25 protein-coding genes and 1 other annotated feature are annotated in these 26,618 nt (G+C 50.0%); of the genes, 14 read left to right on the forward strand and 11 right to left on the reverse strand.

Annotation, left to right across the window (positions count from 1 at the left end):
• The first annotated feature begins 8 nt into the window (after positions 1 to 8).
• From GUC22_RS08595 to ugd, 3 genes are all read left to right on the forward strand, one after another.
• Positions 9 to 1,142 carry a polysaccharide pyruvyl transferase family protein gene (locus GUC22_RS08595; protein WP_064410845.1) on the forward strand — a complete coding sequence of 378 codons (1,134 nt, stop codon included), beginning with the start codon at positions 9 to 11 and terminating at the stop codon, positions 1,140 to 1,142.
• A gap of 139 nt (positions 1,143 to 1,281) precedes the next feature.
• Positions 1,282 to 2,688 (forward strand): NADP-dependent phosphogluconate dehydrogenase, encoded by a 1,407-nt coding sequence (gndA, locus tag GUC22_RS08600; RefSeq protein WP_160183482.1) that lies wholly within the window; start codon positions 1,282 to 1,284, stop codon positions 2,686 to 2,688.
• 245 nt (positions 2,689 to 2,933) lie between these two features.
• Positions 2,934 to 4,100 carry a UDP-glucose 6-dehydrogenase gene (gene ugd / locus GUC22_RS08605; protein ID WP_004122472.1) on the forward strand — a complete coding sequence of 389 codons (1,167 nt, stop codon included), beginning with the start codon at positions 2,934 to 2,936 and terminating at the stop codon, positions 4,098 to 4,100.
• 578 nt (positions 4,101 to 4,678) lie between these two features.
• Here the strand turns inward: ugd and GUC22_RS08610 are convergent.
• Together GUC22_RS08610 and GUC22_RS08615 are read right to left on the reverse strand one after the other, a co-directional pair.
• Positions 4,679 to 4,801, reverse strand: a complete 123-nt coding sequence (locus GUC22_RS08610) for a small membrane protein (protein WP_004138729.1) — start codon at positions 4,799 to 4,801, stop codon at positions 4,679 to 4,681.
• Between the two features lie 481 nt (positions 4,802 to 5,282).
• A complete protein-coding gene (locus GUC22_RS08615) occupies positions 5,283 to 6,287 on the reverse strand; it encodes an NAD-dependent epimerase (RefSeq protein ID WP_004122469.1) in 1,005 nt (334 codons plus the stop codon).
• Between the two features lie 1,299 nt (positions 6,288 to 7,586).
• Here GUC22_RS08615 and GUC22_RS08620 point away from each other — a divergent pair.
• From GUC22_RS08620 to GUC22_RS08650, 7 genes are all read left to right on the forward strand, one after another.
• The gene (locus GUC22_RS08620; RefSeq protein ID WP_004138730.1) at positions 7,587 to 8,354 is read left to right on the forward strand and encodes an ABC transporter permease; all 768 of its coding nucleotides are present in this window, start codon (positions 7,587 to 7,589) and stop codon (positions 8,352 to 8,354) included.
• The gene (locus GUC22_RS08625) at positions 8,354 to 9,094 is read left to right on the forward strand and encodes an ABC transporter ATP-binding protein (protein WP_004138732.1); all 741 of its coding nucleotides are present in this window, start codon (positions 8,354 to 8,356) and stop codon (positions 9,092 to 9,094) included. The genes GUC22_RS08620 and GUC22_RS08625 overlap by 1 nt, the downstream gene beginning before the upstream one ends.
• Positions 9,095 to 9,107: 13 nt before the next feature.
• Positions 9,108 to 11,000, forward strand: a complete 1,893-nt coding sequence (locus tag GUC22_RS08630) for a DUF4422 domain-containing protein (RefSeq protein WP_160183483.1) — start codon at positions 9,108 to 9,110, stop codon at positions 10,998 to 11,000.
• Between the two features lie 18 nt (positions 11,001 to 11,018).
• Complete coding sequence (gene glf / locus GUC22_RS08635; protein ID WP_004138737.1) at positions 11,019 to 12,173, forward strand: UDP-galactopyranose mutase; 1,155 nt, start codon at positions 11,019 to 11,021, stop codon at positions 12,171 to 12,173.
• Positions 12,170 to 13,063: a glycosyltransferase gene (locus tag GUC22_RS08640; RefSeq protein WP_064410846.1), complete on the forward strand. Its 894-nt coding sequence runs from the start codon at positions 12,170 to 12,172 to the stop codon at positions 13,061 to 13,063. Before glf ends, GUC22_RS08640 begins: the two co-directional genes overlap by 4 nt.
• Positions 13,064 to 14,209 (forward strand): glycosyltransferase family 4 protein, encoded by a 1,146-nt coding sequence (locus tag GUC22_RS08645; protein ID WP_024360025.1) that lies wholly within the window; start codon positions 13,064 to 13,066, stop codon positions 14,207 to 14,209.
• 133 nt (positions 14,210 to 14,342) lie between these two features.
• Positions 14,343 to 15,662, forward strand: coding sequence for a glycosyltransferase family 2 protein (locus GUC22_RS08650; protein ID WP_160183484.1), 1,320 nt, complete (start codon positions 14,343 to 14,345; stop codon positions 15,660 to 15,662).
• 83 nt (positions 15,663 to 15,745) lie between these two features.
• Here the strand turns inward: GUC22_RS08650 and hisIE are convergent, their stop codons facing one another.
• The 9 genes from hisIE to hisL all read right to left on the reverse strand — a co-directional run bounded on the left by hisIE (position 15,746) and on the right by hisL (position 22,985).
• Positions 15,746 to 16,345 (reverse strand): bifunctional phosphoribosyl-AMP cyclohydrolase/phosphoribosyl-ATP diphosphatase HisIE, encoded by a 600-nt coding sequence (gene hisIE / locus GUC22_RS08655; RefSeq protein ID WP_004122447.1) that lies wholly within the window; start codon positions 16,343 to 16,345, stop codon positions 15,746 to 15,748.
• Positions 16,339 to 17,115, reverse strand: a complete 777-nt coding sequence (hisF, locus tag GUC22_RS08660) for an imidazole glycerol phosphate synthase subunit HisF (protein ID WP_004122444.1) — start codon at positions 17,113 to 17,115, stop codon at positions 16,339 to 16,341. Before hisF ends, hisIE begins: the two co-directional genes overlap by 7 nt.
• Positions 17,097 to 17,834 carry a 1-(5-phosphoribosyl)-5-[(5-phosphoribosylamino)methylideneamino]imidazole-4-carboxamide isomerase gene (gene hisA, locus GUC22_RS08665; protein WP_160183485.1) on the reverse strand — a complete coding sequence of 246 codons (738 nt, stop codon included), beginning with the start codon at positions 17,832 to 17,834 and terminating at the stop codon, positions 17,097 to 17,099. The genes hisF and hisA overlap by 19 nt, the downstream gene beginning before the upstream one ends.
• Positions 17,834 to 18,424, reverse strand: coding sequence for an imidazole glycerol phosphate synthase subunit HisH (gene hisH / locus GUC22_RS08670; protein ID WP_004122439.1), 591 nt, complete (start codon positions 18,422 to 18,424; stop codon positions 17,834 to 17,836). The genes hisA and hisH overlap by 1 nt, the downstream gene beginning before the upstream one ends.
• Positions 18,424 to 19,491: a bifunctional histidinol-phosphatase/imidazoleglycerol-phosphate dehydratase HisB gene (gene hisB / locus GUC22_RS08675; protein WP_004138762.1), complete on the reverse strand. Its 1,068-nt coding sequence runs from the start codon at positions 19,489 to 19,491 to the stop codon at positions 18,424 to 18,426. Before hisB ends, hisH begins: the two co-directional genes overlap by 1 nt.
• The gene (gene hisC / locus GUC22_RS08680; protein ID WP_098140908.1) at positions 19,488 to 20,549 is read right to left on the reverse strand and encodes a histidinol-phosphate transaminase; all 1,062 of its coding nucleotides are present in this window, start codon (positions 20,547 to 20,549) and stop codon (positions 19,488 to 19,490) included. Before hisC ends, hisB begins: the two co-directional genes overlap by 4 nt.
• Positions 20,546 to 21,850 (reverse strand): histidinol dehydrogenase, encoded by a 1,305-nt coding sequence (gene hisD, locus GUC22_RS08685; RefSeq protein ID WP_024360019.1) that lies wholly within the window; start codon positions 21,848 to 21,850, stop codon positions 20,546 to 20,548. The genes hisC and hisD overlap by 4 nt, the downstream gene beginning before the upstream one ends.
• 39 nt (positions 21,851 to 21,889) lie before the next feature.
• The gene (hisG, locus tag GUC22_RS08690) at positions 21,890 to 22,789 is read right to left on the reverse strand and encodes an ATP phosphoribosyltransferase (RefSeq protein WP_004138766.1); all 900 of its coding nucleotides are present in this window, start codon (positions 22,787 to 22,789) and stop codon (positions 21,890 to 21,892) included.
• A 47-nt stretch (positions 22,790 to 22,836) separates the two neighbouring features.
• Positions 22,837 to 22,959 (reverse strand) — a sequence feature (His leader region).
• Entirely contained in the window at positions 22,935 to 22,985 is a 51-nt protein-coding gene (gene hisL / locus GUC22_RS08695) for a his operon leader peptide (protein WP_009654477.1), read from the reverse strand. Its footprint overlaps the feature before it by 25 nt.
• 175 nt (positions 22,986 to 23,160) lie before the next feature.
• Between hisL and GUC22_RS08700 the strand changes: the two genes are divergently transcribed.
• The 4 genes from GUC22_RS08700 (at position 23,161) to GUC22_RS08715 (ending at position 26,560) form a co-directional block, all read left to right on the forward strand.
• Positions 23,161 to 23,985: an SDR family oxidoreductase gene (locus GUC22_RS08700; RefSeq protein ID WP_049089490.1), complete on the forward strand. Its 825-nt coding sequence runs from the start codon at positions 23,161 to 23,163 to the stop codon at positions 23,983 to 23,985.
• Between the two features lie 38 nt (positions 23,986 to 24,023).
• Positions 24,024 to 24,914 (forward strand): LysR family transcriptional regulator, encoded by an 891-nt coding sequence (locus GUC22_RS08705; RefSeq protein ID WP_064362695.1) that lies wholly within the window; start codon positions 24,024 to 24,026, stop codon positions 24,912 to 24,914.
• A 235-nt stretch (positions 24,915 to 25,149) separates the two neighbouring features.
• Positions 25,150 to 25,212, forward strand: coding sequence for a membrane protein YoeI (gene yoeI, locus GUC22_RS27595; protein ID WP_096335043.1), 63 nt, complete (start codon positions 25,150 to 25,152; stop codon positions 25,210 to 25,212).
• Positions 25,202 to 26,560 (forward strand): APC family permease, encoded by a 1,359-nt coding sequence (locus tag GUC22_RS08715; RefSeq protein ID WP_004122426.1) that lies wholly within the window; start codon positions 25,202 to 25,204, stop codon positions 26,558 to 26,560. Before yoeI ends, GUC22_RS08715 begins: the two co-directional genes overlap by 11 nt.
• Positions 26,561 to 26,618 lie beyond the last annotated feature (58 nt).

Genomic DNA, 26,618 nt, shown 5'->3' on the forward strand with positions numbered 1-26,618 from the left:
TGTGATTTATGAAAGTTGCTATTTTGACCCAGCCTTTACATACTAATTATGGTGGCACGCTTCAGGCATTTGCTCTTCAATACATTCTACGCGAGTTCGGGCATGAACCTGTAACAATTAACTATCGTAAAATAAAACCGGTTGTTAACCCTGTTCGACTCACTCTGTCCAGGATAAAGCAAAAATTAATCAGAGGTAAGATTATATATTCTTTTTCTGATGAGGATGTTACACAAATATCAAAGTACCATAATGAATTCATAAGTAAGAACATTAAATATACAGATGCTATATATAGCGTAGATGAGTTAAACAACATTATTCTTTCAGAGAACTTCAATGCCATCATTGTTGGAAGTGACCAGACATGGAGACCTCGATACTCACCACGTATCGATAGTTTTTTTCTCGATTTTTTAAGTGCAAATAAAAAGATTAAGAAAATAGCTTATGCTTCTTCGTTTGGCACAGATGACTGGGAATTTTCAGAAGAACAGACAGTCAAGTTTTCCAAGTTATTAAAAGAGTTTCATTCTGTTTCTGTGCGTGAAAACTCTGCTGTACAAATGTGTGTGGAACATTTTGGTGTTTCACCACAACACGTTTTAGATCCTACACTTTTGCTCGATAGAAGTATCTATATTGAGCTTATTAAGAATGTTTCCTCAAAAGGCAGTGGGAATGTTTTTAACTATGTTCTTGATAAAAGCAAGGAGAAAAAAGAGATCATTCAAAGCACGTGCAAATTACTTGATAAGGATTTCTTCGCAACTTATCCTGAATATTCAGAAAAAGAAGTTCGCAAGATTAAAGATTATACTGAATATACTTATCCGCCAATTGAAGAATGGATCCGTTCATTCTACGATGCGGATTTTGTTATCACTGATTCTTTCCATGGTACCGTCTTTTCTATAATTTTTAATAAGCCATTTATTTCAATAGGTAATGAAAGTCGCGGGAAAGCCCGGTTTACTTCTTTACTCAGTATGTTTAACCTTGAAAATAGACTTGTAAGTCATGCAAGCGAAATTAATCCAGAATTGGTTAATGCCCCTATTGATTTCGATATGGTTAATTCGAAGCTGTATGAGATGAGAAAACACGCAATTACCTTTTTAAAGGACTCTTTATCTAAGTGAGAATTTTCCTTATTTTTTATATAGGTTAAATGCATTAATTGTCATTTTTACCCTATGCTACTAACTTCCTTTGCGCTAACATAATCATCACATTTAAGCTGCGTACAGTCGCAGTGACCACACCAGACAGGAGTATGTAATGTCCAAGCAACAGATCGGGGTTGTCGGTATGGCTGTGATGGGGCGTAACCTTGCGCTCAACATCGAAAGCCGTGGTTATACCGTCTCCGTTTTCAACCGCTCCCGTGAAAAGACCGAAGAAGTGATTGCCGAGAATCCGGGCAAGAAGCTGGTCCCACATTATACAGTGCAAGAGTTTGTTGAGTCGCTCGAAACTCCACGACGTATCCTGTTAATGGTGAAGGCGGGCGCTGGCACTGATAGTGCCATTGACTCTCTGAAGCCCTACCTGGACAAGGGTGACATCATCATCGATGGTGGTAATACCTTCTTCCAGGATACGATTCGTCGTAATCGTGAGCTTTCTGCTGAAGGTTTTAACTTCATTGGCACCGGTGTATCCGGTGGTGAAGAAGGGGCTCTTAAAGGTCCTTCGATCATGCCTGGTGGTCAGAAAGAAGCTTATGAACTGGTTGCTCCAATTCTCAAGCAGATTGCTGCAGTCGCCGAAGACGGTGAGCCGTGCGTAACCTATATCGGTGCGGATGGTGCTGGACATTATGTCAAAATGGTTCACAACGGTATTGAATACGGCGATATGCAACTTATTGCAGAAGCCTATGCTTTACTGAAAGGTGGTCTCGCGCTTTCTAATGAAGAACTGGCCCAAACCTTTACCGAATGGAATGAAGGTGAGCTCAGCAGCTATCTCATTGACATCACCAAAGACATCTTCACCAAAAAAGATGAAGAGGGTAAATACCTGGTTGATGTGATCCTCGATGAGGCAGCAAACAAAGGTACCGGTAAATGGACCAGCCAGAGCTCTCTTGACCTCGGCGAACCGCTGTCACTTATTACCGAGTCTGTATTCGCCCGTTACATCTCTTCTCTTAAAGACCAGCGTGTGGCTGCTTCGAAAGTCCTTACCGGACCGCAGGCTAAGAGTGTAGGCGATAAAGCGGAGTTCGTTGAGAAAGTTCGCCGGGCTCTGTATCTGGGCAAAATCGTCTCTTACGCTCAAGGCTTCTCCCAGCTGCGCGCGGCTTCTGATGAATACCATTGGGATCTTAACTACGGTGAGATCGCGAAAATCTTCCGTGCCGGCTGTATCATTCGTGCCCAGTTCCTGCAAAAGATTACGGATGCATATGAGCAGAATGCTGGCATCGCTAACCTGCTTTTGGCACCGTACTTCAAGCAGATTGCTGATGACTATCAGCAAGCCCTGCGCGATGTAGTTGCATATGCTGTGCAGAATGGTATTCCGGTTCCGACGTTCTCTGCGGCCATTGCGTACTACGACAGTTATCGTTCCGCAGTCTTGCCTGCTAACCTGATTCAGGCGCAGCGTGACTATTTTGGCGCGCATACCTATAAGCGTACCGATAAAGAAGGTGTGTTCCATACTGAGTGGATGGATTAATTTCCATCACCTAATTCAAAGCAAAATCCCGGTTAGTTTTTAACCGGGATTTTTTGTACGTTTCTCCAGACACTCGCAATTATGTAACGAGTGTGCACTTCGTCTTTCGAGTTTAGGCTATTACCCCGCCACTGGTAAGGTCTCTCCTTGACATACATCCAGCCACGGAGTAAAACCGCCACAAGTGTTGATTACCAGGGTGGCTAATTTGCCGCCGTCCAGTTAACTGATTAAAGTGTGATCGAATGAAAATTACTATTTCCGGTACCGGTTATGTTGGTTTATCGAATGGCATCCTTATTGCGCAAAACCACGAAGTGGTGGCGCTGGATATCATTCAATCCAAAGTTGATATGATTAACCAAAAGATTTCTCCGATTGTCGATAAGGAGATCCAGGAATATCTGGCGGAAAAGCCGTTGAATTTTCGCGCGACAACTGATAAGCATGATGCCTATCGTAATGCAGATTATGTCATTATCGCCACGCCGACTGACTACGATCCGAAAACGAACTACTTCAATACTTCGACCGTTGAAGCCGTTATTCGTGATGTCACCGAGATTAACCCAGACGCGGTAATGATAATTAAATCCACCATTCCCGTTGGCTTCACGCGTGATATTAAAGAGCGCCTGGGCATTGATAACGTCATTTTCTCTCCTGAGTTTCTTCGTGAAGGCCGCGCGCTCTATGACAACCTGCACCCGTCTCGGATCGTCATTGGTGAACGTTCAGAACGCGCAGAGCGTTTCGCTAATTTGCTGAAAGAAGGCGCGATTAAGCAGGATATCCCGACGCTGTTTACTGACTCCACCGAAGCTGAGGCGATTAAGCTATTTGCCAATACCTACCTGGCGTTGCGCGTAGCCTACTTTAATGAACTGGACAGCTATGCTGAAAGCCAGGGTCTGAACAGTAAGCAGATCATTGAAGGCGTGTGCCTCGATCCGCGAATTGGTAATCACTATAACAACCCTTCCTTTGGCTACGGCGGCTACTGCCTGCCGAAAGATACCAAGCAGCTTCTGGCAAACTATGAATCTGTACCGAATAACATCATCGGTGCCATCGTTGATGCTAACCGCACGCGTAAAGATTTTATCGCTGACTCAATCCTGGCGCGCAAGCCTAAAGTCGTAGGTATCTATCGCCTGATCATGAAGAGTGGCTCCGATAACTTCCGCGCTTCTTCTATTCAGGGCATCATGAAGCGTATCAAGGCCAAAGGTATTCCGGTCATTATCTACGAACCAGTTATGCAGGAAGATGAGTTCTTCAATTCCCGCGTGGTTCGCGATTTCGACGCATTCAAACAAGAAGCTGACGTGATTGTCTCAAATCGAATGGCTGAAGAGCTGTCGGATGTCGCTGACAAAGTGTATACCCGCGATTTGTTCGGCAGTGACTAAATACCCCCTCTGGCCGGGAGATAAGCTGTCGGCCAGAATTTTCCCCTCTCCTGAATTCTTCAGCTATTCGCCTGGCAAATCGTCTTACTCCTCTTACCCGATCAACCCCCCTAAAAAACGTGACCTCGCTTAGATTCTTCAATCGATCATCTTGTCCCAACCATCGAGGTCGGATATGTTTAATTCACCTTGTGAAGAGCTACCGTCACTGTGATGTAGACGCTGGAGATAAGCGCCGGAAGGTAAAACAGAGCCTGCTTGCAGGCTTTTGTTGTTTCTGGAACCCTGGTTTTCAGGAGAGCTGCCTTGCGGCGAGTTAAGGTTCTGATTGAAATTGACACGGGTGAGGGGGGGGAGCTTTCAAGGGAAGGGCGCAGACATAGCAAGCACAAGTCATTTACACTCATCAGGATATAATGTTAATGCTAAGGCTTTAGTACCCGATTAGCATAACTTTTAAGTTTGACGTGGCGACCAATGCCAGCTGAAAAGACAATACACATCCCCACCGCTGGCAGTGTTTTATTCTTATATTATTATTTCCTATGCCTGTATTATAATTATATTAAGTTTTCTTTTCACCACTTTCGTTTGTTAAAAGTCAGCTTGGTCTTTTTCTGATCTTTAATATAAGAAATCAGAAAATAAACTGAAACAATCAACAGGATGGCAGCAACTGCTAAGAAAATTATGTTTGCCATAATGCGTACCAGAATGAAAGGAATGTTATAAATCCATTTGCCTGCGAACTAATATCTCTGCAAAAGCATGCCTTTGCCTGCTTAACATATCCTGAATTTAAGAAAATTCCTATATGGTGTTTGTGGTTTTTTTTGAGGAAAGTGGAAAACCCTTTTTCGCGACCAGTAGTTTGAACAATAGCGCTGTAGCTGACTTTAGTGCCAGTTCGATTAGCTGGTGATTGTTTCCTTCGCACGAGAATGCTCTTCAGTGATTGTATTGAAAGTGGCTTATATCAGAGTTTGTTGATGATTTTGTTTGGTTTATGTTAATTCTGTGTTTCGTTATTGTGTGGTGCGCGGGCTTTGCGCTGAGATAGGTATTAACAGAGTGTTTTTACGAGCATCTGAATGGATAAGATTGCCGAATGACAATTCTCGATATAAAAAAGCCGCAGTCGTATCCCACTGCGGCTAAATACCCTGCGCCATGCTGGGTTGATTAGACCTTATAGTACGCCTTATACCAGTCAACGAAGTTCTTCACTCCCTGCCTGACCGTCGTCTGCGGTCTGAAACCCACCGCATCGTACAGCGGCTTGGTATCTGCGCTGGTTTCCAGTACATCGCCCGGCTGTATTGGCATCATATTTTTCTCCGCAACCATCCCCATAGCTTCCTCAAGCGCCGTGATGTAATCCATCAGTTCAACCGGTGAGCTATTACCGATGTTATACACCCGGTATGGCGCAGAGCTATCTGCCGGTGATCCTGTCTCAACAGTCCATTCGGGATTGGGCTGCGGGATAATATCCTGCATCCGAACAATCGCCTCAACGATATCGTCAATGTAAGTGAAGTCGCGCTTCATCTTGCCATAGTTGTAGACATCAATAGGCTTTCCTTCCAGCATGGCTTTTGTGAACTTGAACAGCGCCATATCCGGACGGCCCCATGGGCCATAGACGGTAAAGAATCTGAGTCCAGTGGTCGGAATACCATAAAGGTGAGAGTAGGTATGCGCCATCAGCTCGTTTGCCTTCTTGGTGGCGGCATACAGCGAAACCGGATGATCAACCGAATCATCGGTAGAGAACGGCATTTTACGGTTCAGGCCATAGACCGAACTGGATGAGGCATAAAGCAAATGCTCAACATTATTGTGTCTGCAGCCTTCAAGAATGTTCAGATAACCAATCAGGTTAGCGTCGGCATAAGCGAACGGGTTTTCCAGGGAGTAGCGAACGCCAGCCTGAGCGGCAAGATGGATCACCCGGTTAAATTTCTCATTAGCAAAAAGTCGGGCAATACCTTCACGATCCGCCAGATCGATTTTGTGAAAACTGAACAGGGGAGACTGCAGTAAATCCAGACGGGCCTGCTTAAGATTGACGTCATAGTAGTCGTTCATGTTGTCGAGACCGACAACCTCATGACCCGCCTCCAGAAGGCGCTTGCAGGTATGAAAGCCGATGAATCCTGCGGCTCCAGTTACTAAAAATTTCATATTCATCCTCTGGGGTGACTGTATCCCGCTATATATTCGTCGATTTTACACTGGCTTGCCGTGTGGATCACCTGCTTTACCGTTGCTGATTATGTTCACGCATTAGATGGCTAAGCGATGTCGCCCATATCAGAGCTTTTGCATTGGCATTCTGAGGTGGAGATGAGATTCATTATCGATGCTTGATGATTAGCAAGATAACAATTGCGTGAGGTCTTGTCATAATCTCGCGTTTTCGACTCGTTAAGTCCTCGAAAGTTAACGTAGATAAAAATTGATTTTATGTATGAATTTACAATTCTTTCACATTGATAGTGGCGTGTCTTTTTTTATGGTTTAAAATCAAGGGGTTAGTTTTTTTGTTGTATTTGCTTTACATAATGTTTATGACCTGAATCATTTGCAATATGAATTGATTGGCAACGTATTTTCATTTTTATTCCCATGGACCAGCGCTATAATGCGGCAACTCATTTGCATGACCATTGTGTTGTCAGTTTAATCAGCTATCCTGTGCGCAGCGTTAAATATGACACCAGACTGATTGTTGGTGTCATTTCAATCAATATTGCGTACGGTTTACGCCGGTTCACAGAAGATGGATAGGGCGATAACCGAGAAGAGTCTCGTCAGGAGTTCAAAAAATGGGCTTGCTAAACGTGCTAATTGAGAAATTCCTGATGGATGGGGGTTAAGCAAACAGCGAGAGTGTGGGCCTGCTTGAATCTTTTTAAATTTCAAGTGAGCAGCACCCAGCGTCACGGGCAGTAATCTTACCCGATAGCCGCTGCGAGAGCCGTTTGACGTAAGAACAGGGTGTGTCAGTTTACTGCTGTCGTAAAAGCAGTCGCTAGAGATGTTTACAGATAGGGTTGTTGAATCATTACGCAGTTTGGTTGCGATAGCCAAGGGCGGTAGCGTGATTGAAAGCTATCATGTAATACTATGGGGGAGGAGTATCTGACTGAAAAATAACAGTTTTTACTTTACGTCCAGAAACGGCGTCTTAACTGGCGATCTTCATGTCAGCCTCTCACTTGTCTCCGTTTAGCCTGGATGAGCTACCATGGTCGGCTGCTGCCAATGAATTAAAGCGTACAGAAAAATTGGGAAAATCTTGCTTTAACCTATGCACTTAAGTTTTCACGTTGTATGTCCAAAGCCACGGCGTCTATCGGCAGTGTATCAGTCAGGGCGTTAGAGCTATCGCAGTTGATTTAGTCAGTCAGCGACAACTCGCAATTCTAAAGTGCATAACCCAATGCTTAAAATTTCGTAGAATAATTTATGAGTATAAAAATGAAGTATAATCTAGGGTATTTATTTGACCTGCTTGTTGTTATCACCAATAAAGATCTAAAAGTACGCTATAAGAGTAGTGTATTTGGTTATTTATGGTCAATTGCCAACCCCCTACTTTTTGCGATGATCTACTATTTTATCTTTAAATTGATCATGCGAGTCCAGATTCCAAATTATACCCTTTTCTTAATAACGGGTCTCTTCCCCTGGCAGTGGTTTGCAAGCTCTGCGACGAATTCGCTTTTCTCATTTATTGCTAATGCGCAAATTATCAAAAAAACCGTATTTCCGCGTTCGGTTATTCCACTTAGTAATGTGATGATGGAAGGATTGCACTTCTTATGCACTATTCCTGTCATTGTCGCTTTTCTTTTTGTGTACGGTATGCGTCCTTCGCTTTCATGGCTTTGGGGAATACCGCTCATTGCTATCGGACAGGTGATTTTTACCTTTGGCATATCAATTATTTTTTCTACTTTGAATCTTTTCTTCAGAGACTTAGAAAGATTTGTGACTCTCGGTATTATGCTGATGTTTTACTGCACTCCCATTTTATACGCGTCGGATATGATTCCAGCGAAATATAGCTGGGTTATTGACTATAACCCTCTGGCGAGTATGATTTTAAGCTGGCGTAATTTATTTATGGATGGCGTTTTAAACTACGAGCATATCTCAGTGTTATATTTGACTGGTATTGTGCTGACAGTTATCGGATTAAGTATTTTTAATAAATTAAAATATCGATTTGCAGAGATCTTGTGATGGAACCAGTAATTGATTTTAATAATGTGACAAAAGAATATCCGCTTTACCATCATATTGGCTCAGGTATTAAAGATTTAATATTTCATCCTAAAAGAGCCTTTCAATTACTGAAGGGCCGTAAATATCTTGCTATTCAGGATGTCTCTTTTACGGTAGGTAAAGGAGAGGCTGTTGCGCTCATTGGGCGAAACGGCGCAGGCAAAAGCACTTCTTTGGGGCTGGTTGCCGGTGTTATCAAGCCAACGAAAGGGTCGGTCACAACTCGTGGGCGAGTGGCCTCAATGCTTGAGCTAGGTGGTGGTTTTCATCCAGAATTGACTGGCCGTGAGAATATTTATCTTAATGCCACCCTTCTTGGGCTACGGCGTAAAGAGGTTCAACAGCGAATGGATCGCATCATTGAATTTTCCGAATTAGGGGAGTTTATTGATGAGCCGATCCGCGTCTATTCTAGCGGTATGCTAGCGAAGCTTGGCTTCTCGGTTATTAGTCAAGTTGAGCCTGATATTCTGATTATTGATGAAGTGCTGGCCGTCGGCGATATTTCATTTCAGGCCAAATGTATTAAGACGATTAAAGAGTTCAAAAATCGTGGTGTGACAATACTGTTCGTTAGTCACAACATGAGTGATGTGGAAAAAATATGCGATCGGGTTGTCTGGATCGAAAATCACCGTCTCCGGGAAATCGGTTCTGCTGAAAGAATCATCGAACTTTATAAACAAGCAATGGCCTAAATCTGGTAATTAAATGAATAGTATTAAGATCTATACCTGTCATCATAAGCCGAGCGCATTCCTTAATGCATCGATTATAAAACCATTGCATGTAGGTAAAGCTAACTCCTATAATGATATCGGCTGTATTGGCGATGATACAGGAGATAATATTTCGTTTAAAAACCCCTTTTACTGTGAGTTAACCGCACATTATTGGGTTTGGAAAAATGAATCTCTTTCTGATTATGTCGGCTTTATGCATTATCGCCGACATCTGAATTTTTCTTCAGAACAGAGCTTTCCCGAAGATAATTGGGGCGTAGTTAATTCACCCGTTATTGATGCAGATTATGAAAAGCAGTTTGGTTTAACCGACACGGCAATCCAGGATTGTATTTCAGGGTTTGACCTGCTGTTACCGAAGAAGTGGTCAGTGACCTCTGCTGGAAGTAAAAATAACCTCGATCATTATGAGAAAGGGGAGTTTTTACATATTAAGGACTATCTGGCTGCCCTGGAGATTGTCGAAGAGCTTTATCCGGATTATAAAACGGCTATTCAGCAGTTTAATAATGCAACTGATGGCTATTACACGAATATGTTTGTGATGCACAAAGATATGTTCGTAGACTATTCTGAGTGGCTTTTCGCGATTTTGACTCATCTTGAAAGTCGTATCTCGATGAATAATTATAACGCTCAGGAAAAGCGTGTTATCGGCCATATCGCAGAGCGCCTGTTTAATATTTACATTATAAAACAGCAGCAAGATCGTGCCCTGAAAGTTAAGGAACTACAGCGCACTTTCGTGACGAATGAGACCTTCAACGGCAAGCTGATGCCGGTCTTTCCTCACGCTGCGCCAATCGTCATCAGTTTTGATGATAACTACGCCATCAGCGGCGGGGCTTTAATCAACTCTATCGTTCGCCATTCTGATAAAAACACCCATTACGATATTGTTGTGCTGGAAAACAAGGTTAGCAATCTTAACAAGCAGCGCTTAACCAGGCTGGTTTCGGCCCATACAAACTTTTCACTTCGATTTTTTGATGTGAATGCCTTCACTGAATTGGATGGCGTACATACCCGTGCGCACTTTAGTGCATCAACCTATGCTCGCTTGTTTATTCCGCAGCTTTTCCGTGAATATGAGAAGGTTATTTTTATCGATTCCGATACTGTGGTGAAGGCCGATCTGGCGACTTTGCTTAATGTCGAACTCGGCACAAACCTTGTTGCCGCCGTTAAAGATATCGTCATGGAAGGCTTCGTCAAGTTTGGCGCGATGTCGGAGTCAGCTGATGGCGTGATGCCCGCCGGCGAGTATCTGCAAAAAACGCTTAAAATGACCAATCCTGATGAGTATTTCCAGGCGGGGATTATCATTTTCAACGTTTCGCAAATGGTGCAGGAAGATACCTTCTCCGAGCTGATTAAAACCCTGAAAGAGAAAAAGTACTGGTTCCTTGACCAGGACATTATGAACAAAGTTTTCTACGGCCGGGTTGAATTTTTACCGCTGGAGTGGAATGTCTATCATGGTAATGGCAATACCGATGACTTTTTCCCCAATCTCCAGTTCGCAACATATATGCGCTTTTTAGAAGCCAGAATGAACCCGAATATGATTCACTATGCCGGGGAGAATAAACCGTGGAATACGGACAAGGTTGACTTTTATGACGATTTCCTGGAAAACGTCATCAACACGCCATGGGAAAAAGAGGCCTATTTCCGTCAGCTATCTTTGATTAATTCATCAAATCCTGCGCATAATGAAGGGCAAACGCCTGTTCTGCTTCAGACCAGGATCAAAAAAGCGTTGATGCCTTTCCTTAATAAATATGCTCCTGTCGGTTCACCGAGGCGAAATACGATAACAAAATACTATTATAAAGTTAGACGCTCAATTCTTGGTTAAGGCTGCTGGAGTAATATTATGAACAGTAAAAATATTTTAATTGTCGGCGCTGGTTTTTCTGGTGCGGTTATCGCCCGCCAGCTTGCTGAACAAGGCCATCGTATCAGAATTATCGACCAGCGGGACCACATTGGCGGTAACTCCTACGACGCGCGCGATCCGCAAACGGACGTTATGGTCCACGTCTATGGTCCGCATATCTTTCATACCGATAATGAAACAGTGTGGAACTATGTGACTCAGCACGCTGAGATGATGCCGTATGTGAACCGCGTCAAAGCAACCGTTAATGGGCAAGTGTTCTCTCTGCCGATCAACCTGCATACCATTAACCAGTTTTTTGCCAAAACCTGTTCGCCAGATGAAGCCCGGGCGCTTATTGCAGAAAAAGGGGACAGTTCGATCCAGGAACCGAAGACGTTTGAAGAACAGGCCCTGCGTTTTATTGGTAAAGAGCTGTATGAGGCGTTCTTCAAAGGCTACACCATCAAGCAGTGGGGGATGGAGCCATCACAGCTTCCTGCGTCGATTCTTAAGCGCCTGCCGGTTCGTTTTAACTACGATGATAATTACTTTAACCACAGATTTCAGGGCATGCCGAAACTGGGTTATACGAAAATGATTGAGTCAATTGCCAATCATGAAAATATCACTATCGAACTTCAGCAGTCGTTTAACGCTGAAGAGAGAGAAAAGTACGATCATGTGTTCTATAGCGGGCCGCTGGATGCCTTCTATTCCTATCAATATGGCCGCCTGGGCTATCGTACTTTGGATTTTGAAAAATTCACCCGGCAGGGCGATTATCAGGGCTGCGCGGTGATGAATTACTGCTCACTGGATGTTCCTTACACCCGTATCACTGAGCATAAGTACTTTTCGCCATGGGAAACCCATGAAGGGTCGGTATGCTATAAGGAGTACAGCCGCGAGTGCGGAGAAAATGATATTCCTTATTATCCGATTCGTCAGATGGGGGAGATGGCTTTACTCGATAAGTATTTGTCCCTCGCGGAAAGTGAAAAGAACATTACCTTTGTTGGCCGCCTTGGAACCTATCGATATCTGGATATGGATGTCACTATCGCAGAAGCATTAAATACAGCCGAGAAGTACTTATCTTCCCTTGATAATCATGAAGCTATGCCAGTGTTCACGGTTTCTGTGCGATGAATTGCTCCGCATTAATAGTCACTTATAATCGTTTAGAGAAGTTAAAAGTAACTATTGCCAACACTGTGAAATTAAATTTTACAGCGATAATGGTTGTCAATAACGGGTCCACGGATGGGACCCAGGAGTGGTTAGCCACCCTTAGCGACCCCCGCGTGATTGTCCTCAATCTACCCTCTAATACCGGTGGGGCGGGTGGTTTTAAGGCCGGGAGTCAATATTTATGCGACAACGTCGATAGCGACTGGGTTTTCTTTTACGATGATGACGCCTGGCCCGAGAGCGATGCGTTGGAAAAATTTGCCCATCTGGATAAGGCTAACTGTCGGGTGTTCACCGCTTTGGTAAAAGATCTCCGGGGACAACCTTGTTCGATGAACATCCCTTTTGCTAAAGTACCGTCATCGTTTATCGACACATTACGCTACATCAAAAAACCGGCCGAGTTTCTACCGTTGATTTCCCGTTCGACCGCGGTACAAACGGTATCCTTTGTCGGGATGATTATTCAGCGAGATTTGCTGCGAAAGAATATACACAATATTCACGATGAGTTGTTTTTATATTTTGACGATCTCTACTTTGGCTATCAGTTGACGCTCGATGGCGAAGAGATTCGTTATTCGCCTGAGGTTGTCTTCTCGCACGATGTAAGTTTCCAGGGGAAGTGCGTCTTTCCCGAATGGAAGGTTTATTACCTTTGTCGAAATCTTATTCTGGCGAAGAGAATTTTTCCGCGAGTTGCCATTTTTAGCCGTCTCTCAATCCTTTTGCGGTTGATTAAATATGTGTCAATATTGCCATGGCAACGCAATAAATTGTTATATTTTAAATACTTGCGTCGTGGAGTTATCCATGGTGTAAAAGGAATCAGCGGTAAGAATCATTAAGTGGATATAGCAATGAAAAAACTGTGTTATTTCATAAACTCGGATTGGTATTTTGATTTGCACTGGATAGATCGTGCAATCGCCGCCCGAGATGCTGGTTATGAGATTCACATCATCAGTCATTTTGTCGATGGTAAAGTGCTGAATAAATTTAAAACATTTGGTTTTAAGTGTCATAACGTCCCACTTGATGCTCAATCATTTAATGCATTAACTTTCTTTCGGGCCTTTTTTGCCTCCCGAAGGATCATCAAAGAGATTAATCCCGACCTTTTACACTGTATTACAATCAAGCCATGTCTGATCGGTGGGCTTCTTTCGAGGGCAAATAATCGCCCGGTCATCGTGAGTTTTGTCGGCCTCGGGCGTGTATTTTCTTGTGATACGGGCTTGCTTAAGCTATTGCGCAATATCACTATCATGGCATATAAGTATATTGCCAGTAATAAGCGCAGTATATTTATGTTCGAACATGATAAAGATCGTAAAAAACTTGCGGGTTTTGTTGGGATTGACTATCAGCAGACTATTGTCATTGATGGCGCAGGTATCAACCCGGATATCTATAAATATTCTCTGGAGCAGGAGCGTGATGTTCCGGTGGTGCTGTTTGCCAGCAGAATGCTGTGGAGCAAAGGGCTCGGGGATTTAATTGAAGCCAAGAAAATCCTCGAATCCAGAAATATTCATTTTACGCTAAACGTTGCCGGGATACTTGTTGAAAACGATAAGGATGCCATTTCCCTTGCGGTCATTCAGCAATGGCATAAAGAAGGGCTGATTAACTGGTTAGGTCACAGTTCAAACGTCTGTGACTTGATCGAGGAGTCGAACATCGTGGCACTGCCTTCGATCTATTCAGAAGGCGTCCCGCGTATTCTGCTTGAGGCTTCCTCGGTTGGCCGGGCCTGCATTGCCTACGATGTTGGCGGCTGCGATAGCCTGATCATTAATAACGATAACGGCATTATCGTGAAAAGTAACTCGCCACAGGAGCTGGCCGATAAGCTTGAATTCTTGTTAGCCAATCCCAAAGCACGAGTAGAGATGGGCATCAAAGGACGGCAACGCGTTCAGGATAAGTTTTCTAGCGGTATGATAATCAGTAAGACCTTAAAGACTTATCATGATGTGGTTCAGGGATGATGTAACGCAAGAGATTACAGCTTCATGTAAATCAAACACCTCCGAAGCAGTTATATTTTATGCTATGTAACTGCTCTGCAAACGCATTATTTATGTTTAATGATTGCGTGCCTCTTATTTTGAAGGTGATTGAATGTCTGATGAATCAAGTAACGTTATTGTTTCCGTTATCATCCCCGTTCATAACGCCGCGGAATATATTTCCGAAACGCTTAATACGGTATTAACCCAGTCTTTAAAAGAGATTGAGATTATCATTGTTAACGATAATTCCACCGATAATACTCTGGATATTGTCGCTAAAATAGCCGATGAGGATTCGCGAGTCCGGGTGATAACCAACCCGAGCAACGTCGGCGGTGGCGAATCGCGAAATATCGGCTTACGTATAGCGACCGGCGAATACATTATTTTCCTCGACGATGATGATTACGCCGATAAAGAGATGTTAAAGAGAATGTCCGATCGGGCTACGGCCCTGCAAACGGATGTTGTTATCTGTCGGTGCCAGTCAATCGATCTGCAAACCAATACTCATTCTCCCATGCCTTTGTCCGCGCGGGAGGATTTACTGCCTGAAAAAGAGGTCTTCTCTTCACGGGATATTGCTGACGATTTTTTCAGAGCCTTTATATGGTGGCCATGGGATAAGCTCTTCAGACGCGAAGCTATTCTGGCAATGGGCCTGGAGTTTCAACCGCTGAGAACCACAAACGACCTGTACTTTGTGAGTGGTTTCATGCTGTTAGCAAACCGCATCTCGCTGGTTGATGAAATCTTAATCTCTCATACGATCAACCGTGCGAAGTCGCTTTCTGCCACCAGGGCACACTCGTGGCACTGCGCGCTGGAGGCATTAACTTCGCTACGTTCGTTTATGAAAGATCGTGATTTACTGCCGTCCAGAAGTCGTGATTTTAATAATTACGCCGTTGTTTTTCTGGAGTGGAACTTAAATACGATCTCGGGCCCTTCCTTTAAGCTGCTCTTCAACGATGTGAAGTCGTTCATCCTATCTTTAGAAATCGATCGTGATGACTTTTATGATGACTTTATTAGAGCTGCGCATGGCCGGATCGTTAATCAGTCAGCGGAAGAGTATATTTTTTCTCTGAAAGACAGAGTGTTGCGCGAGCTTGAACATGCACATATGTTGAATTCAACGCTGCAGGAAGAAATCACTTCGCTTAAACAGTCAACTTTATCTCAGCGAAGTGAAATTGATGTCCTGAAGGCGCAAGTGAGCGATAAAACCACGCTTATCCACGAATTTGAACAGCTAAAAACGCGTTTAGAGAACGAGCATCACACGCAACAGCAGAAATTACTCAGCGTCCACAATGAGCTCCAGGAGCTGACTCAGCGCTATAGCGATTTGGTTTCATCTTTGTCATGGAAAATGACGAAACCATTAAGGGTCGTCAAAGCGATAGCGGCACGAAAAAAGCCATGACGACGCTAAACAGGTGATATCAACCAGCGCGCTGGCGAGGGTTATATTGCAAGGGAGGCGTTATGCCGCCTCCCTTTGATGGCCTACTTATGCCTGCTCCGCAGGTTTTCCACCACATCCGTCAAATTCAGCCCCTGATCCTGCAGCAGCACCAGCAGGTGATACATCAAATCCGACGCTTCATTCTTCAGCTCGAACTGGTCATGCACCGTTGCGGCCAGCGCGGTCTCCACGCCTTCTTCTCCCACCTTCTGCGCTATCCGCTTGGTTCCGCTGGCGTACAGCTTCGCGGTATACGAACTCTCCGGGTCGGCGTGCTTGCGTTCCGCCAGCAGCTGCTCCAGCTGATATAAGAACAGCCACTGATGGCCGGTTTCGCCAAAGCAGCTTGAGGTGCCTTTATGGCAGGTTGGGCCAATCGGATTGACCAGCGCCAGCAGGGTATCGTTATCGCAATCCGGGGTGATGCTCACCACGTTGAGGAAATTGCCCGACGTTTCCCCCTTGGTCCACAGACGCTGTTTGGTCCGCGAATAAAAGGTCACTTTGCCGGTTTCTTCGGTTTTCGCCAGCGCATCCTGATTCATATAGCCCAGCATCAGCACTTCACCAGAGACGGCGTGCTGCACGATGACCGGCATCAGACCGTCGGTTTTTTGCCAATCCAGCTGTTCACTTAACATACCCTAATCTCCACGCCCTGTGCTGCCAGGTACGTTTTCAGTTCGCCAATGTTGATAATTTGCTTGTGGAACACCGAGGCGGCCAGCGCGCCGTCGACGTTGGCGTCGCGGAAGGCTTCCAGGAAGTGCTCCATGGTGCCCGCGCCGCCGGAGGCAATCAGCGGCACGCGGCACACGGCGCGCACCTTGCTTAACTGTTCCAGATCGTAGCCGTTACGCACGCCATCTTGATTCATCATATTGAGGACGATCTCGCCGGCCCCGCGCTTTTGCACTTCCTGCACCCAGTCCAGGGTTTCCCACTGCGTCACCCGCGTCCGGCTCTCATCGCCGGTATACTGGTTGACGTGATACTTGCCGCTCGCGGCGTCAAACCAGGTATCAATGCCCACCACAATACACTGCACGCCGAACCGATCGGCCAGGCGGGTAATCAACGTCGGATCCGCCAGGGCAGGGGAGTTGATGGAGATTTTATCCGCGCCGAAGGAGAGGATTTGCGCCGCATCGTCCAGCGACTTAATGCCGCCGGCGACGCAGAACGGAATGTCGATCACTTCCGCGACCCGCGACACCCAGCTTTTATCCACCACGCGGCCGTCGCTGGAGGCGGTGATATCGTAGAACACCAGCTCATCCGCGCCTTCGTCGGCATAGCGTTTAGCCAGCGGGACGATATCGCCAATGATTTCGTGATTACGGAACTGCACGCCTTTCACTACCTGGCCGTCGCGAACGTCAAGACAGGGGATTATCCGTTTTGCCAGCATTGAATGGCCTCCGTTACGTTAAATTTACCTTCCAGCAGCGCCCGGCCGACAATCACCCCGCGCACTCCGGTTTCGCGCAGCGCGGCGATATCATTGAGATCGCCAATACCGCCGGAAGACTGAAACGCCACCTGCGGATAGCGGGCGCAGACTTCTTCATACAGCGAGATGTTCGACCCAGCCAGCGTCCCGTCGCGGGAAATATCGGTGCACAGCACGTGCTGCAGGCCGACGGACTGATAGCTCTCCACCAGTTCTTCCAGGGTCACGCCGGAGTTCTCCTGCCAGCCGCTGACCGCCACCTGCTTGCGGCCTTCCGCGTCGATCCGCACATCAAGCGCCAGCACCAGATGCTGCGGGCCAAAACGTTTAAACCAGCCTTTCACCACTTCCGGCGACTTCACCGCCGTCGAACCCACCACCACGCGCGCCACGCCCGCTTCAAGCAGGGCGGCCACGTCTTGTTCCGTCCGCACGCCGCCGCCAACCTGCACCGGCACATTTACGCCGGCAACCAGCTTTTTCAGCAGCGGGATCTGGCGCTTCGCCGGATCTTTCGCCCCGGTCAGATCGACGAGATGCAGCACTTCGGCCCCTTGCGCGGCATAGGATTGCAGGCGCGGCAGCGGATCGTTGCCGTAGTCTCGCTGCTGGCCATAATCGCCCTGATGGAGACGGACGACCGTGCCGTCAATTAAATCTAAAGCAGGAATGATCATCACATCTCCAGGAAGTTTTTCAGCAGCTGCGCCCCGGCGCTGCCGGAGCGTTCAGGGTGGAACTGGACGCCAAAGAAGTTATCTTTCTGTACCGCCGCGGTGAAGGCCTCGCCGTAGCTGCACTGGGCGATGGTATTGACGTTGACCGGCATCGCGTAGCTGTGGACGAAGTAAAAATACGCCCCGTCTTCAATACCGCGAAACAGACGATCGCCCGCTTTGGCATACACCTGGTTCCAGCCCATATGCGGCAGCGGCAGGCCGTGGTCGGTCATTTTCGGCACGTCCTGCTCGATAATGCCCAGTAGGTCGACGCCGTTGTTCTCTTCGCTGCGTTTTCCCAGCAGCTGCATGCCGAGGCAAATGCCCAGCACCGGCTGGGTACAGGCTTTAATCAGTTCGATTAACTCGCGCTCGCGCAGCTGGTCCATCGCCGCCTGAGCCGTCCCCACGCCCGGTAGAAACAGCTTATCGGCGCGCAGCACCACATCCGGGTCGCGGCTGACCTGTGGCTCGTAGCCGTGGCGACTCACCGCGGATTTCACCGAATTGAGGTTGGCGCAGCCGGTATCGAGGATCACCACGTTCATCAAAGTACCCCTTTCGAAGACGGCAGCGTGTCGCCCTGGACACGAATCGCCTGGCGTAGCGTGCGGCCGAAGGCCTTAAACAGGCTCTCTACGCGGTGGTGGTCGTTTTTGCCCTTGGTTTTCAGGTGCAGAGTGACCGCCATGGTATAGGAGAGCGAGCGGAAGAAGTGTTCCACCATCTCGGTGCTCAGATCGCCAACGCGCTGATAGGTAAAGTCGGCTTTATATTCAAGGTGCGGGCGGCCGGAGATATCCAGCGCGCAGCGGGCCAGACATTCGTCCATCGGCAGCACAAAGCCGAAACGGCCGATGCCGCGCTTATCGCCGAGCGCCAGCTTCAGCGCTTCGCCCAGCGCCAGCCCGGTATCTTCCACGGTGTGGTGATCGTCGATATACAGATCGCCGCCAACGTTAACCTCCAGGCGGAAGCCGCCGTGGGTAGCGATTTGGTCAAGCATATGATCGAAGAAACCGACGCCGGTAGAGATTTTGCTGCCGCCTTCGCGGTCCAGCCACACTTTCACATCCACCTGGGTCTCTTTGGTGATGCGCTCAACGTGGGCGTAGCGGTCGCGGCGGGTCAGCTGTTCGCAAATGGTCGGCCAGTCCAGCTGTTCGCGGTCATAGCGCAGGCCGGTAATGCCCATGTTATCCGCCAGCTGAATATCGGTCGCGCGGTCGCCAATCACGTAGCTGTGGGCGGTGTCCATCACCCCTTGTTCCAGCCACGGCAGCACCAGCCTGGTTTTCGGTTTGCGGCAGTCGCAGTTATCCGCCGGGAGATGCGGGCAAATCAGCACTTCGTCAAAGTTGACGCCCTGGGAGGCGAAAATCTGCATCATCAGGTTGTGCGGGCCGTCGAACTCGTCCTGCGGCAGGCTGGCGGTTCCCAACCCATCCTGGTTGGTGATCATCACCAGCTTGTACCCTTCCTGCTGCAGCTTGAGCAGGGCCGGGATCACCTGCGGCTCAAACGCCAGCTTATCGAAGCGGTCTACCTGAAAATCAACCGGTGGCTCGGAAATCAGCGTACCGTCACGGTCAATAAAGAGAAACTTCTGGGTCATACATTCTCCGCAGTCAAAGCGTCAATGACGCGCTGGCTCTCTGCACGGGTACCGATAGTGATACGCAAACAGCCGCTTAATGAAGGTTGTTTATTCTGGTCACGTAAGATAATGCCCTGATCCCACAAAGATTTAAACACCGCGCTGGAGGCGACGATCCGCGCCAGAACGTAGTTGCTCTCGGAATCGAACACCTCTTCAACGCAGGCAATGCCGCGCAGCTGGGTTACCAGATAATCGCGTTCGGCGAGGATCTGCGCCACGCGCGCCCGCATGGCGGCAATGCCTTCCGCGCTGAGCGCCTGGGCGGCGATATCGGCCACCGGCGTGGAGAGCGGATAAGGCGCGATAACCTTCATCAGCACGTTAATCACCTCGGCGTTGGCGAGGGTGAAACCGCAGCGCAGACCAGCCAGGGCGAAGGCCTTGGAGAGGGTACGCAGAATCGCCAGGTGCGGATACTCGTTCAGCCAGGTCGCCAGCGTCGCCTGCGGGCAGAATTCGATATAGGCTTCATCCGCGACCACGATGGCTTTGCCGCGCGTCATCTCCAGCAGGGTGCGAAAATCTTTCGGGTTGATAATCTGCCCGGTCGGGTTATTCGGGCTACAAACGAAAACCACTTTCACGCCGTCGAGATTGGCCGCGATGCCCGGCAGATCCAGCTGCCAGTCGGCGAGCGTCGGCACCGTACGGCAGGTCACGCCGATGGTTTCGGCGCTGACGCTGTACATGCCGTAGGTCGGCGGGCAATAGAGCACCGCGTCCTGGCCCGGCTCGCAGAAGGCGCGGATCAGCAGTTCAATGCCTTCGTCGGCGCCGCGGCTGACCAGCACCTGCTCCGGCTTGACGCCCGCATACTGCGCGTAGCGTTCAATGACCGCTTTCGGCTGCGGTTCCGGGTAGCGGTTCATCGTCTGCTCGGTCAGCTGGAACTCTACCGCGGTAGGAAATTCGTTGGCGTTCAGCCAGACGTCGCCTTTACCCCCGAGACGGCGAGCTGATTGATACGGCGTCAGCGCGCGGACGTTGGCGCGGGCTAAATCTTCAATGCTCATGCTTGCTCCTTAAGGGCTGCGACGCGCAGCGTAACGGCGTTTTTGTGGGCGTCCAGGCGCTCGGCGGCGGCCAGAATTTCAATCGTTGAGGCGAGGGCGGCAAACCCGTCGCGCGACAGCTCCTGCACGGTCATACGTTTCTGGAAATCCGCCAGGCCGAGGCTGGAGCAGGTCGCGGTGTAGCCATAGGTCGGCAGCACGTGGTTGGTGCCGGAGGCGTAATCGCCGGCGGATTCCGGCGACCAGTCGCCGAGGAATACCGAACCGGCGCTGGTGATGCCGTCGACCAGCTCGCGGGCGTTACGGGTCTGAATAATCAGGTGCTCCGGGCCGTACTGGTTGGAAATCGCCACGCACTGGGCGATATCGCGCGCCACAATGATGCGGCTGGCGGAAAGCGCGCCGCGGGCGGTTTCCGCCCGGGACAGCGCGGCCAGCTGGCGCTCAACGGCTTGCGCGACGCGGGTGGCCATCTCGCTATCCGGCGTCAGCAGGATCACCTGCGAATCCGGGCCGTGCTCGGCCTGGGAAAGCAGGTCGGACGCGACGAAATCCGGGGTGGCGCCGCTGTCGGCGATCACCAGCACTTCCGACGGCCCGGCGGGCATATCGATAGCCGCGCCGTCAAGACGCTGGCTCACCTGGCGCTTGGCTTCGGTCACGAAGGCGTTGCCAGGGCCAAAGATTTTATCGACCTTCGCCACCGATTCGGTGCCGAACGCCAGGGCGGCAATCGCCTGCGCGCCGCCGACGTTAAAGATATTGCGCACGCCGCACAGCTGGGCGGCATAGAGGATTTCATCAGCAATCGGCGGCGGCGAGCACAGCACCACCTGCTGGCAGCCGGCGATGCGCGCCGGCGTTGCGAGCATCAGCACCGTTGAGAACAGCGGCGCCGAGCCGCCGGGAATATATAAGCCGACGGAGGCGATAGGGCGGGTCACCTGCTGGCAGCGCACGCCCGGCAGGGTTTCAACATCCACGGCCTGCAGCTGCTGCGCGTTGTGGAAGGTTTCGATATTTTTGACCGCCACGGCCATCGCCTGCTTGAGCTCGTCGCTCAGGCGCGCGCCGGCGGCGGCAATCTCTTCGTCGCTAACCTTCAGCGCCTTGACGTCGGTTTTGTCGAACTTCGCGCTGTATTCACGCAGGGCCGCATCGCCGTTGTCTTTGACGTTAGTGAGGATCTCCGACACCGTCTTGCTGATGCTCCCGGAGGCGGAAATGGCCGGGCGCGTTAAGAGTTGTTGCTGTTGTTCTGCGCTACAGCCGTTCCAGTCGATAATTGTGTTGAAGCTCATGGTTGTTTCCCCTGTTTATCCCGTGACCGACCCGCCGGATTACTCCATCATCTTCTCAATCGGCAGGACCAGAATGGAGCTGGCGCCCAGCGCTTTCAGTTTTTCCATGGTTTCCCAGAACAGGGTTTCGCTGCTCACCATGTGCATCGCCACGCGCTGCTTGTCGCCGGCCAGCGGCAGAATAGTCGGGCGCTCGGCGCCGGGCAGCAGGGCGATGACTTCTTCCAGGCGTTCGGTCGGCGCGTGCATCATGATGTATTTTGATTCGCGGGCCTGAATCACGCCCTGAATACGGGTCAGCAGGCGGTCAATCAGCTGCTGTTTGCTATCGGCCATCTCGCCGTCGCGCTGGATCAGGCAGGCTTTGGAGCGGAACATCACTTCCACTTCGCGCAGGCCGTTCGCTTCGAGTGTCGCGCCGGTTGAGACCAGGTCGCAGATCGCGTCAGCCAGACCGGCGCGCGGGGCCACTTCAACCGAGCCGTTCAGCAGGCAGGATTTGAACGAGATGCCTTTCTGGTCAAGGTAGCGCTTCAGCAGGTGCGGGTAGGAGGTGGCGATGCGTTTGCCGTTAAGCATCGCCGGGCCGTCCCAGGGTTCATCCGCCGGGGTCGCCAGCGACAGGCGGCAGCCGCCGAAGTCGAGACGGCGCAGGGTGAAGTAGCGCGGATCTTCGCCCTGAGCGCGGCGGCTCAGCAGTTCTTCTTCCAGCACGTTTTCGCCGATAATCCCCAAATCGACCACGCCGTCCATGATAAGGCCCGGAATATCGTCATCTCGCACGCGCAGAATATCGATAGGCATATTTTCCGCCAGCGCGATCAGACGCTGGGTGTGCAGATTCACTTTGATGCCGCAGCGGCTGAGTAATTCGCGTGAATCTTCGCTTAAACGCCCTGATTTCTGAATAGCTATGCGTAAACGGCTGTTGTCTAACATTCTTATTTTCCTCTGTAACCCTGTCTGAATCTGTCCGAATTCGGTCCAAAAAAAAGCCCCCGGAAGCGAATCTTCCGGGGGCTCTCTTTGCGTTCATGCACCACTGGAAGATCCAAACGTCTTCCAGCACACATCGCCTGAAAGACTAGTCAGGATGATGGTGATGATGGTGGTTTTTAAATTGAACGCTGTTCATAAAATTCTCTGTGAATGACTATGCATTTGATGCCTTTTAACCTAAACCACTTTACTCGCATAAAGCAAGGGCTTTTTTCTATCATTAATTCATTTCATATTGACCGAAGAAATTGTCAGTTGCCGCCGGCTGGCGTAGCCTTAAGTCAGCACAGCGAAAAGTCAGGAGCAAGGGGATGAAGAAGGTCGCGATTGTAGGTTTAGGATGGCTGGGTATGCCGCTTGCGCTGTCGTTGATGTCGCGGGGATGGCAGGTGACCGGCAGTAAGACCACGCAGGATGGCGTGGAGGCGGCGCGGATGTGCGGCATCGACAGCTATCCGCTGCGTCTGGAGCCGCAGCTGGTCTGCGACACCGAGGATCTGGATACCTTAATGAACGTCGACGCGCTGGTGATTACTTTACCGGCGCGGCGGACCGGTCCCGGAGAGGACTTTTACCTTCAGGCGGTACAGGAAATCGTTGATACCGCGCTGGCGCATCACGTGCCGCGCATCATATTCACCAGCTCAACGTCGGTTTACGGCAACGCCAGCGGCACGCTAAAGGAGAACTCCCCCCGTAACCCGCAAACCGCCAGCGGACGGGTGCTGAAAGAGTTGGAGGACTGGCTGCATAACCTTCCCGGCACCTCGGTGGACATTCTGCGCCTCGCCGGGCTGGTGGGGCCGTCCCGTCATCCGGGGCGCTTCTTTGCCGGGAAATCCGCGCCGGACGGCCAGCACGGCGTCAATCTGGTGCATCTCCAGGATGTGATCGCCGCGATCGAACTGTTATTGCAGGCTCCGAAAGGCGGGCGCATCTATAATATATGTGCGCCTAAGCATCCCGCGCGCGGCGTCTTTTATCCGCAGATGGCCCGCGAGCTTGGGCTTCCCGTCCCCGTATTCTCTGATAACCCGGAGAACGGTAGCGGCAAGATTGTGGATGGCAGCCGTATTTGCAACGAACTGGGGTTTGAGTACCAGTACCCCGATCCGCTGGTGATGCCGATGGAGTAATGCGCCAGCGGTGAATCGCGTACCGAAAGGGGGTAGCGATGAAACCACTGCTGGATGTGCTCGTCATTCTTGATGCCCTCGACAAAGAGGGCAGCTTTGCCGCCGCCTCGGCGAAGCTCTATAAAACGCCGTCGGCGCTGAGCTATACCATTCATAAGCTGGAAAGCGATCTCAATATTCAACTTCTCGACCGTAGTGGCCACCGGGCGCGCTTCACCCGTACCGGGCAGATGCTGCTGGAAAAGGGGCGCGACGTGCTGCACACCGCCCGCGAACTGGAAAAGCAGGCCGTCAGGCTGCATCAGGGCTGGGAAAATGCGCTGATACTCAACGTCGACGCTACCTTTCCGTTCTCGCTGCTGGCCCCGTCGATCGCGGCGTTTTATCGCCAGCATCACGCCACCCGTCTTGAATTCCGCCGCGATACCCTCGGCGCAAACTGGCAGACGCTGGTGGAAGGGCGGGCGGATCTTCTGCTCGGCGCGCTGGGCGACCCCCCGGCGCTCAGCGGCTACGGCTCTGTTCTACTGGGGGAGGTGGCGCAGGCGTTTGTCGTTGCGCCCCAGCATCCGCTTGCGCAGATTGCCGGTCCTGTGGGCTGGCGGACGCTGCGCCGCCATCGCGCGATTACCACCGACGGCGCGTGGCCGCAGGCCGACGGTCAGGAGAGCCTGACGGTATTCGATCTTTCCGCCCAGCTGATGCTGCTGTGCGCCGGACTGGGCTGGAGTTATTTACCGCTATTTCAGGTGCAGCCTTTAATCGCCCGCGGCGAGCTACTGATAATAAAAACGACGGTCCCCGAACCGGTCAATCGCGCATGGATAGGCTGGAATGAAGACGTTTGCGGGCAGGCGGGCGAGTGGTGGCGAAAGGAGATATTAGCAAATAGTGCTATCCATCAGGTCTATAATACTAAAATCGTATGAATATTAATCTGTTAGAGAATTACCAAGATTATTAAGCCTTGTAACATCTTGTCATCGGGCCAGCAGTTGTTGCAAAATACGCGTCCTGAAAATCAGAAACTGGCCGACGCTTTTTTAAAGTGTCGGTTATTTTTTTGGTTGAAAGACACATCATTCAATACCAAGAGGCCGGGCTTCGTACCGGATAGATATTTACTAAAAACCGACAGTGGTTGTCGCTGAGGAATACAAAGAAATGGGGCAATTTTTTGCTTACGCGCTGGCGTTCACCGTAAAAGGGGATAACTATGTCGCATAACGCTACTCCAAAAACCTCTCGCGTGGAATTACGTAAAACGCTTACGTTGATTCCGGTTGTCATGATGGGCCTGGCCTATATGCAGCCGATGACGCTGTTCGATACGTTTGGTATCGTCTCTGGATTGACTGATGGTCACGTAGCGACGGCTTACGCCTTCGCGCTGATCGCCATTCTCTTCACGGCGCTGAGCTACGGTAAACTGGTTCGCCGTTTCCCGTCGGCGGGTTCCGCCTATACCTACGCGCAGAAATCCATTAGCCCGGCCGTCGGCTTTATGGTGGGCTGGTCATCGCTGCTGGACTACCTGTTCATGCCGATGATCAACATTCTGCTGGCCAAAATTTATTTTGAAGCGCTGGTGCCTTCTATTCCTTCGTGGATCTTCGTTGTCGCGCTGGTGGCCTTTATGACCATCTCCAACCTGCGCAGCATCAAGACCGTGGCGAACTTCAATACCCTGATCGTTATCCTGCAGATGGGTATCGTGGCGGTGATTGTTGGCCTGATTATCTACGGCGTTATGCACGGCGAAGGCGCGGGCACGCTGACCAGCACCCGTCCATTCTGGTCTGAAGGCGCGCACGTGGTGCCGATGATTACCGGCGCGACCATCCTGTGCTTCTCGTTCCTCGGCTTCGACGGCATCTCTTCGCTGTCTGAAGAGACCAAAGACGCGGAGCGCGTGATCCCGAAGGCTATCTTCCTGACCGCGCTGATTGGCGGCCTGATCTTTATCGGCGCTTCCTACTTCCTGCAGCTGTACTTCCCGGACATCTCGCGCTTTAAAGATCCGGACGCCTCGCAGCCTGAAATCATGCTGTACGTGGCGGGCAAAACCTTCCAGTGGGGCGTGCTGATTTTCTCCAGCGTTACCGTACTGGCATCCGGCATGGCCGCGCATGCGGGCGTTTCCCGTCTGATGTACGTGATGGGCCGCGACGGCGTGTTCCCGACGCGTTTCTTCGGCTACGTGCATCCGAAATGGCGTACTCCGGCATGGAACGTGCTGCTGGTTGGCGCGATCGCGCTGCTGGCGATTAAATTCGACCTCGTCACGGCGACGGCGCTGATTAACTTCGGCGCGCTGGTGGCGTTCACCTTCGTTAACCTGTCGGTGATCTCCCAGTTCTGGATCCGTGAAAAGCGCAACAAAACGCTGAAAGACCACTTCAACTATCTGATTCTGCCGGTCTGCGGCGCGCTGACCGTCGGCGCACTGTGGATTAACCTCGAAGAGAGCTCCATGGTTCTCGGCCTGATCTGGGGCGGTATTGGTCTGGTCTACCTGGCCTGCGTGACCAAAAGCTTCCGCAACCCGGTGCCGCAGTACGAAGACGTCGCATAATCACATTTGATGATGTGAAAAGCCGGAGGGAAACCTCCGGCTTTTTTGTTTGCAGCGC

It is taken from the genome of Klebsiella sp. MPUS7, from assembly GCF_009905335.1.
Taxonomy (GTDB): Bacteria; Pseudomonadota; Gammaproteobacteria; order Enterobacterales; family Enterobacteriaceae; genus Klebsiella; species Klebsiella grimontii.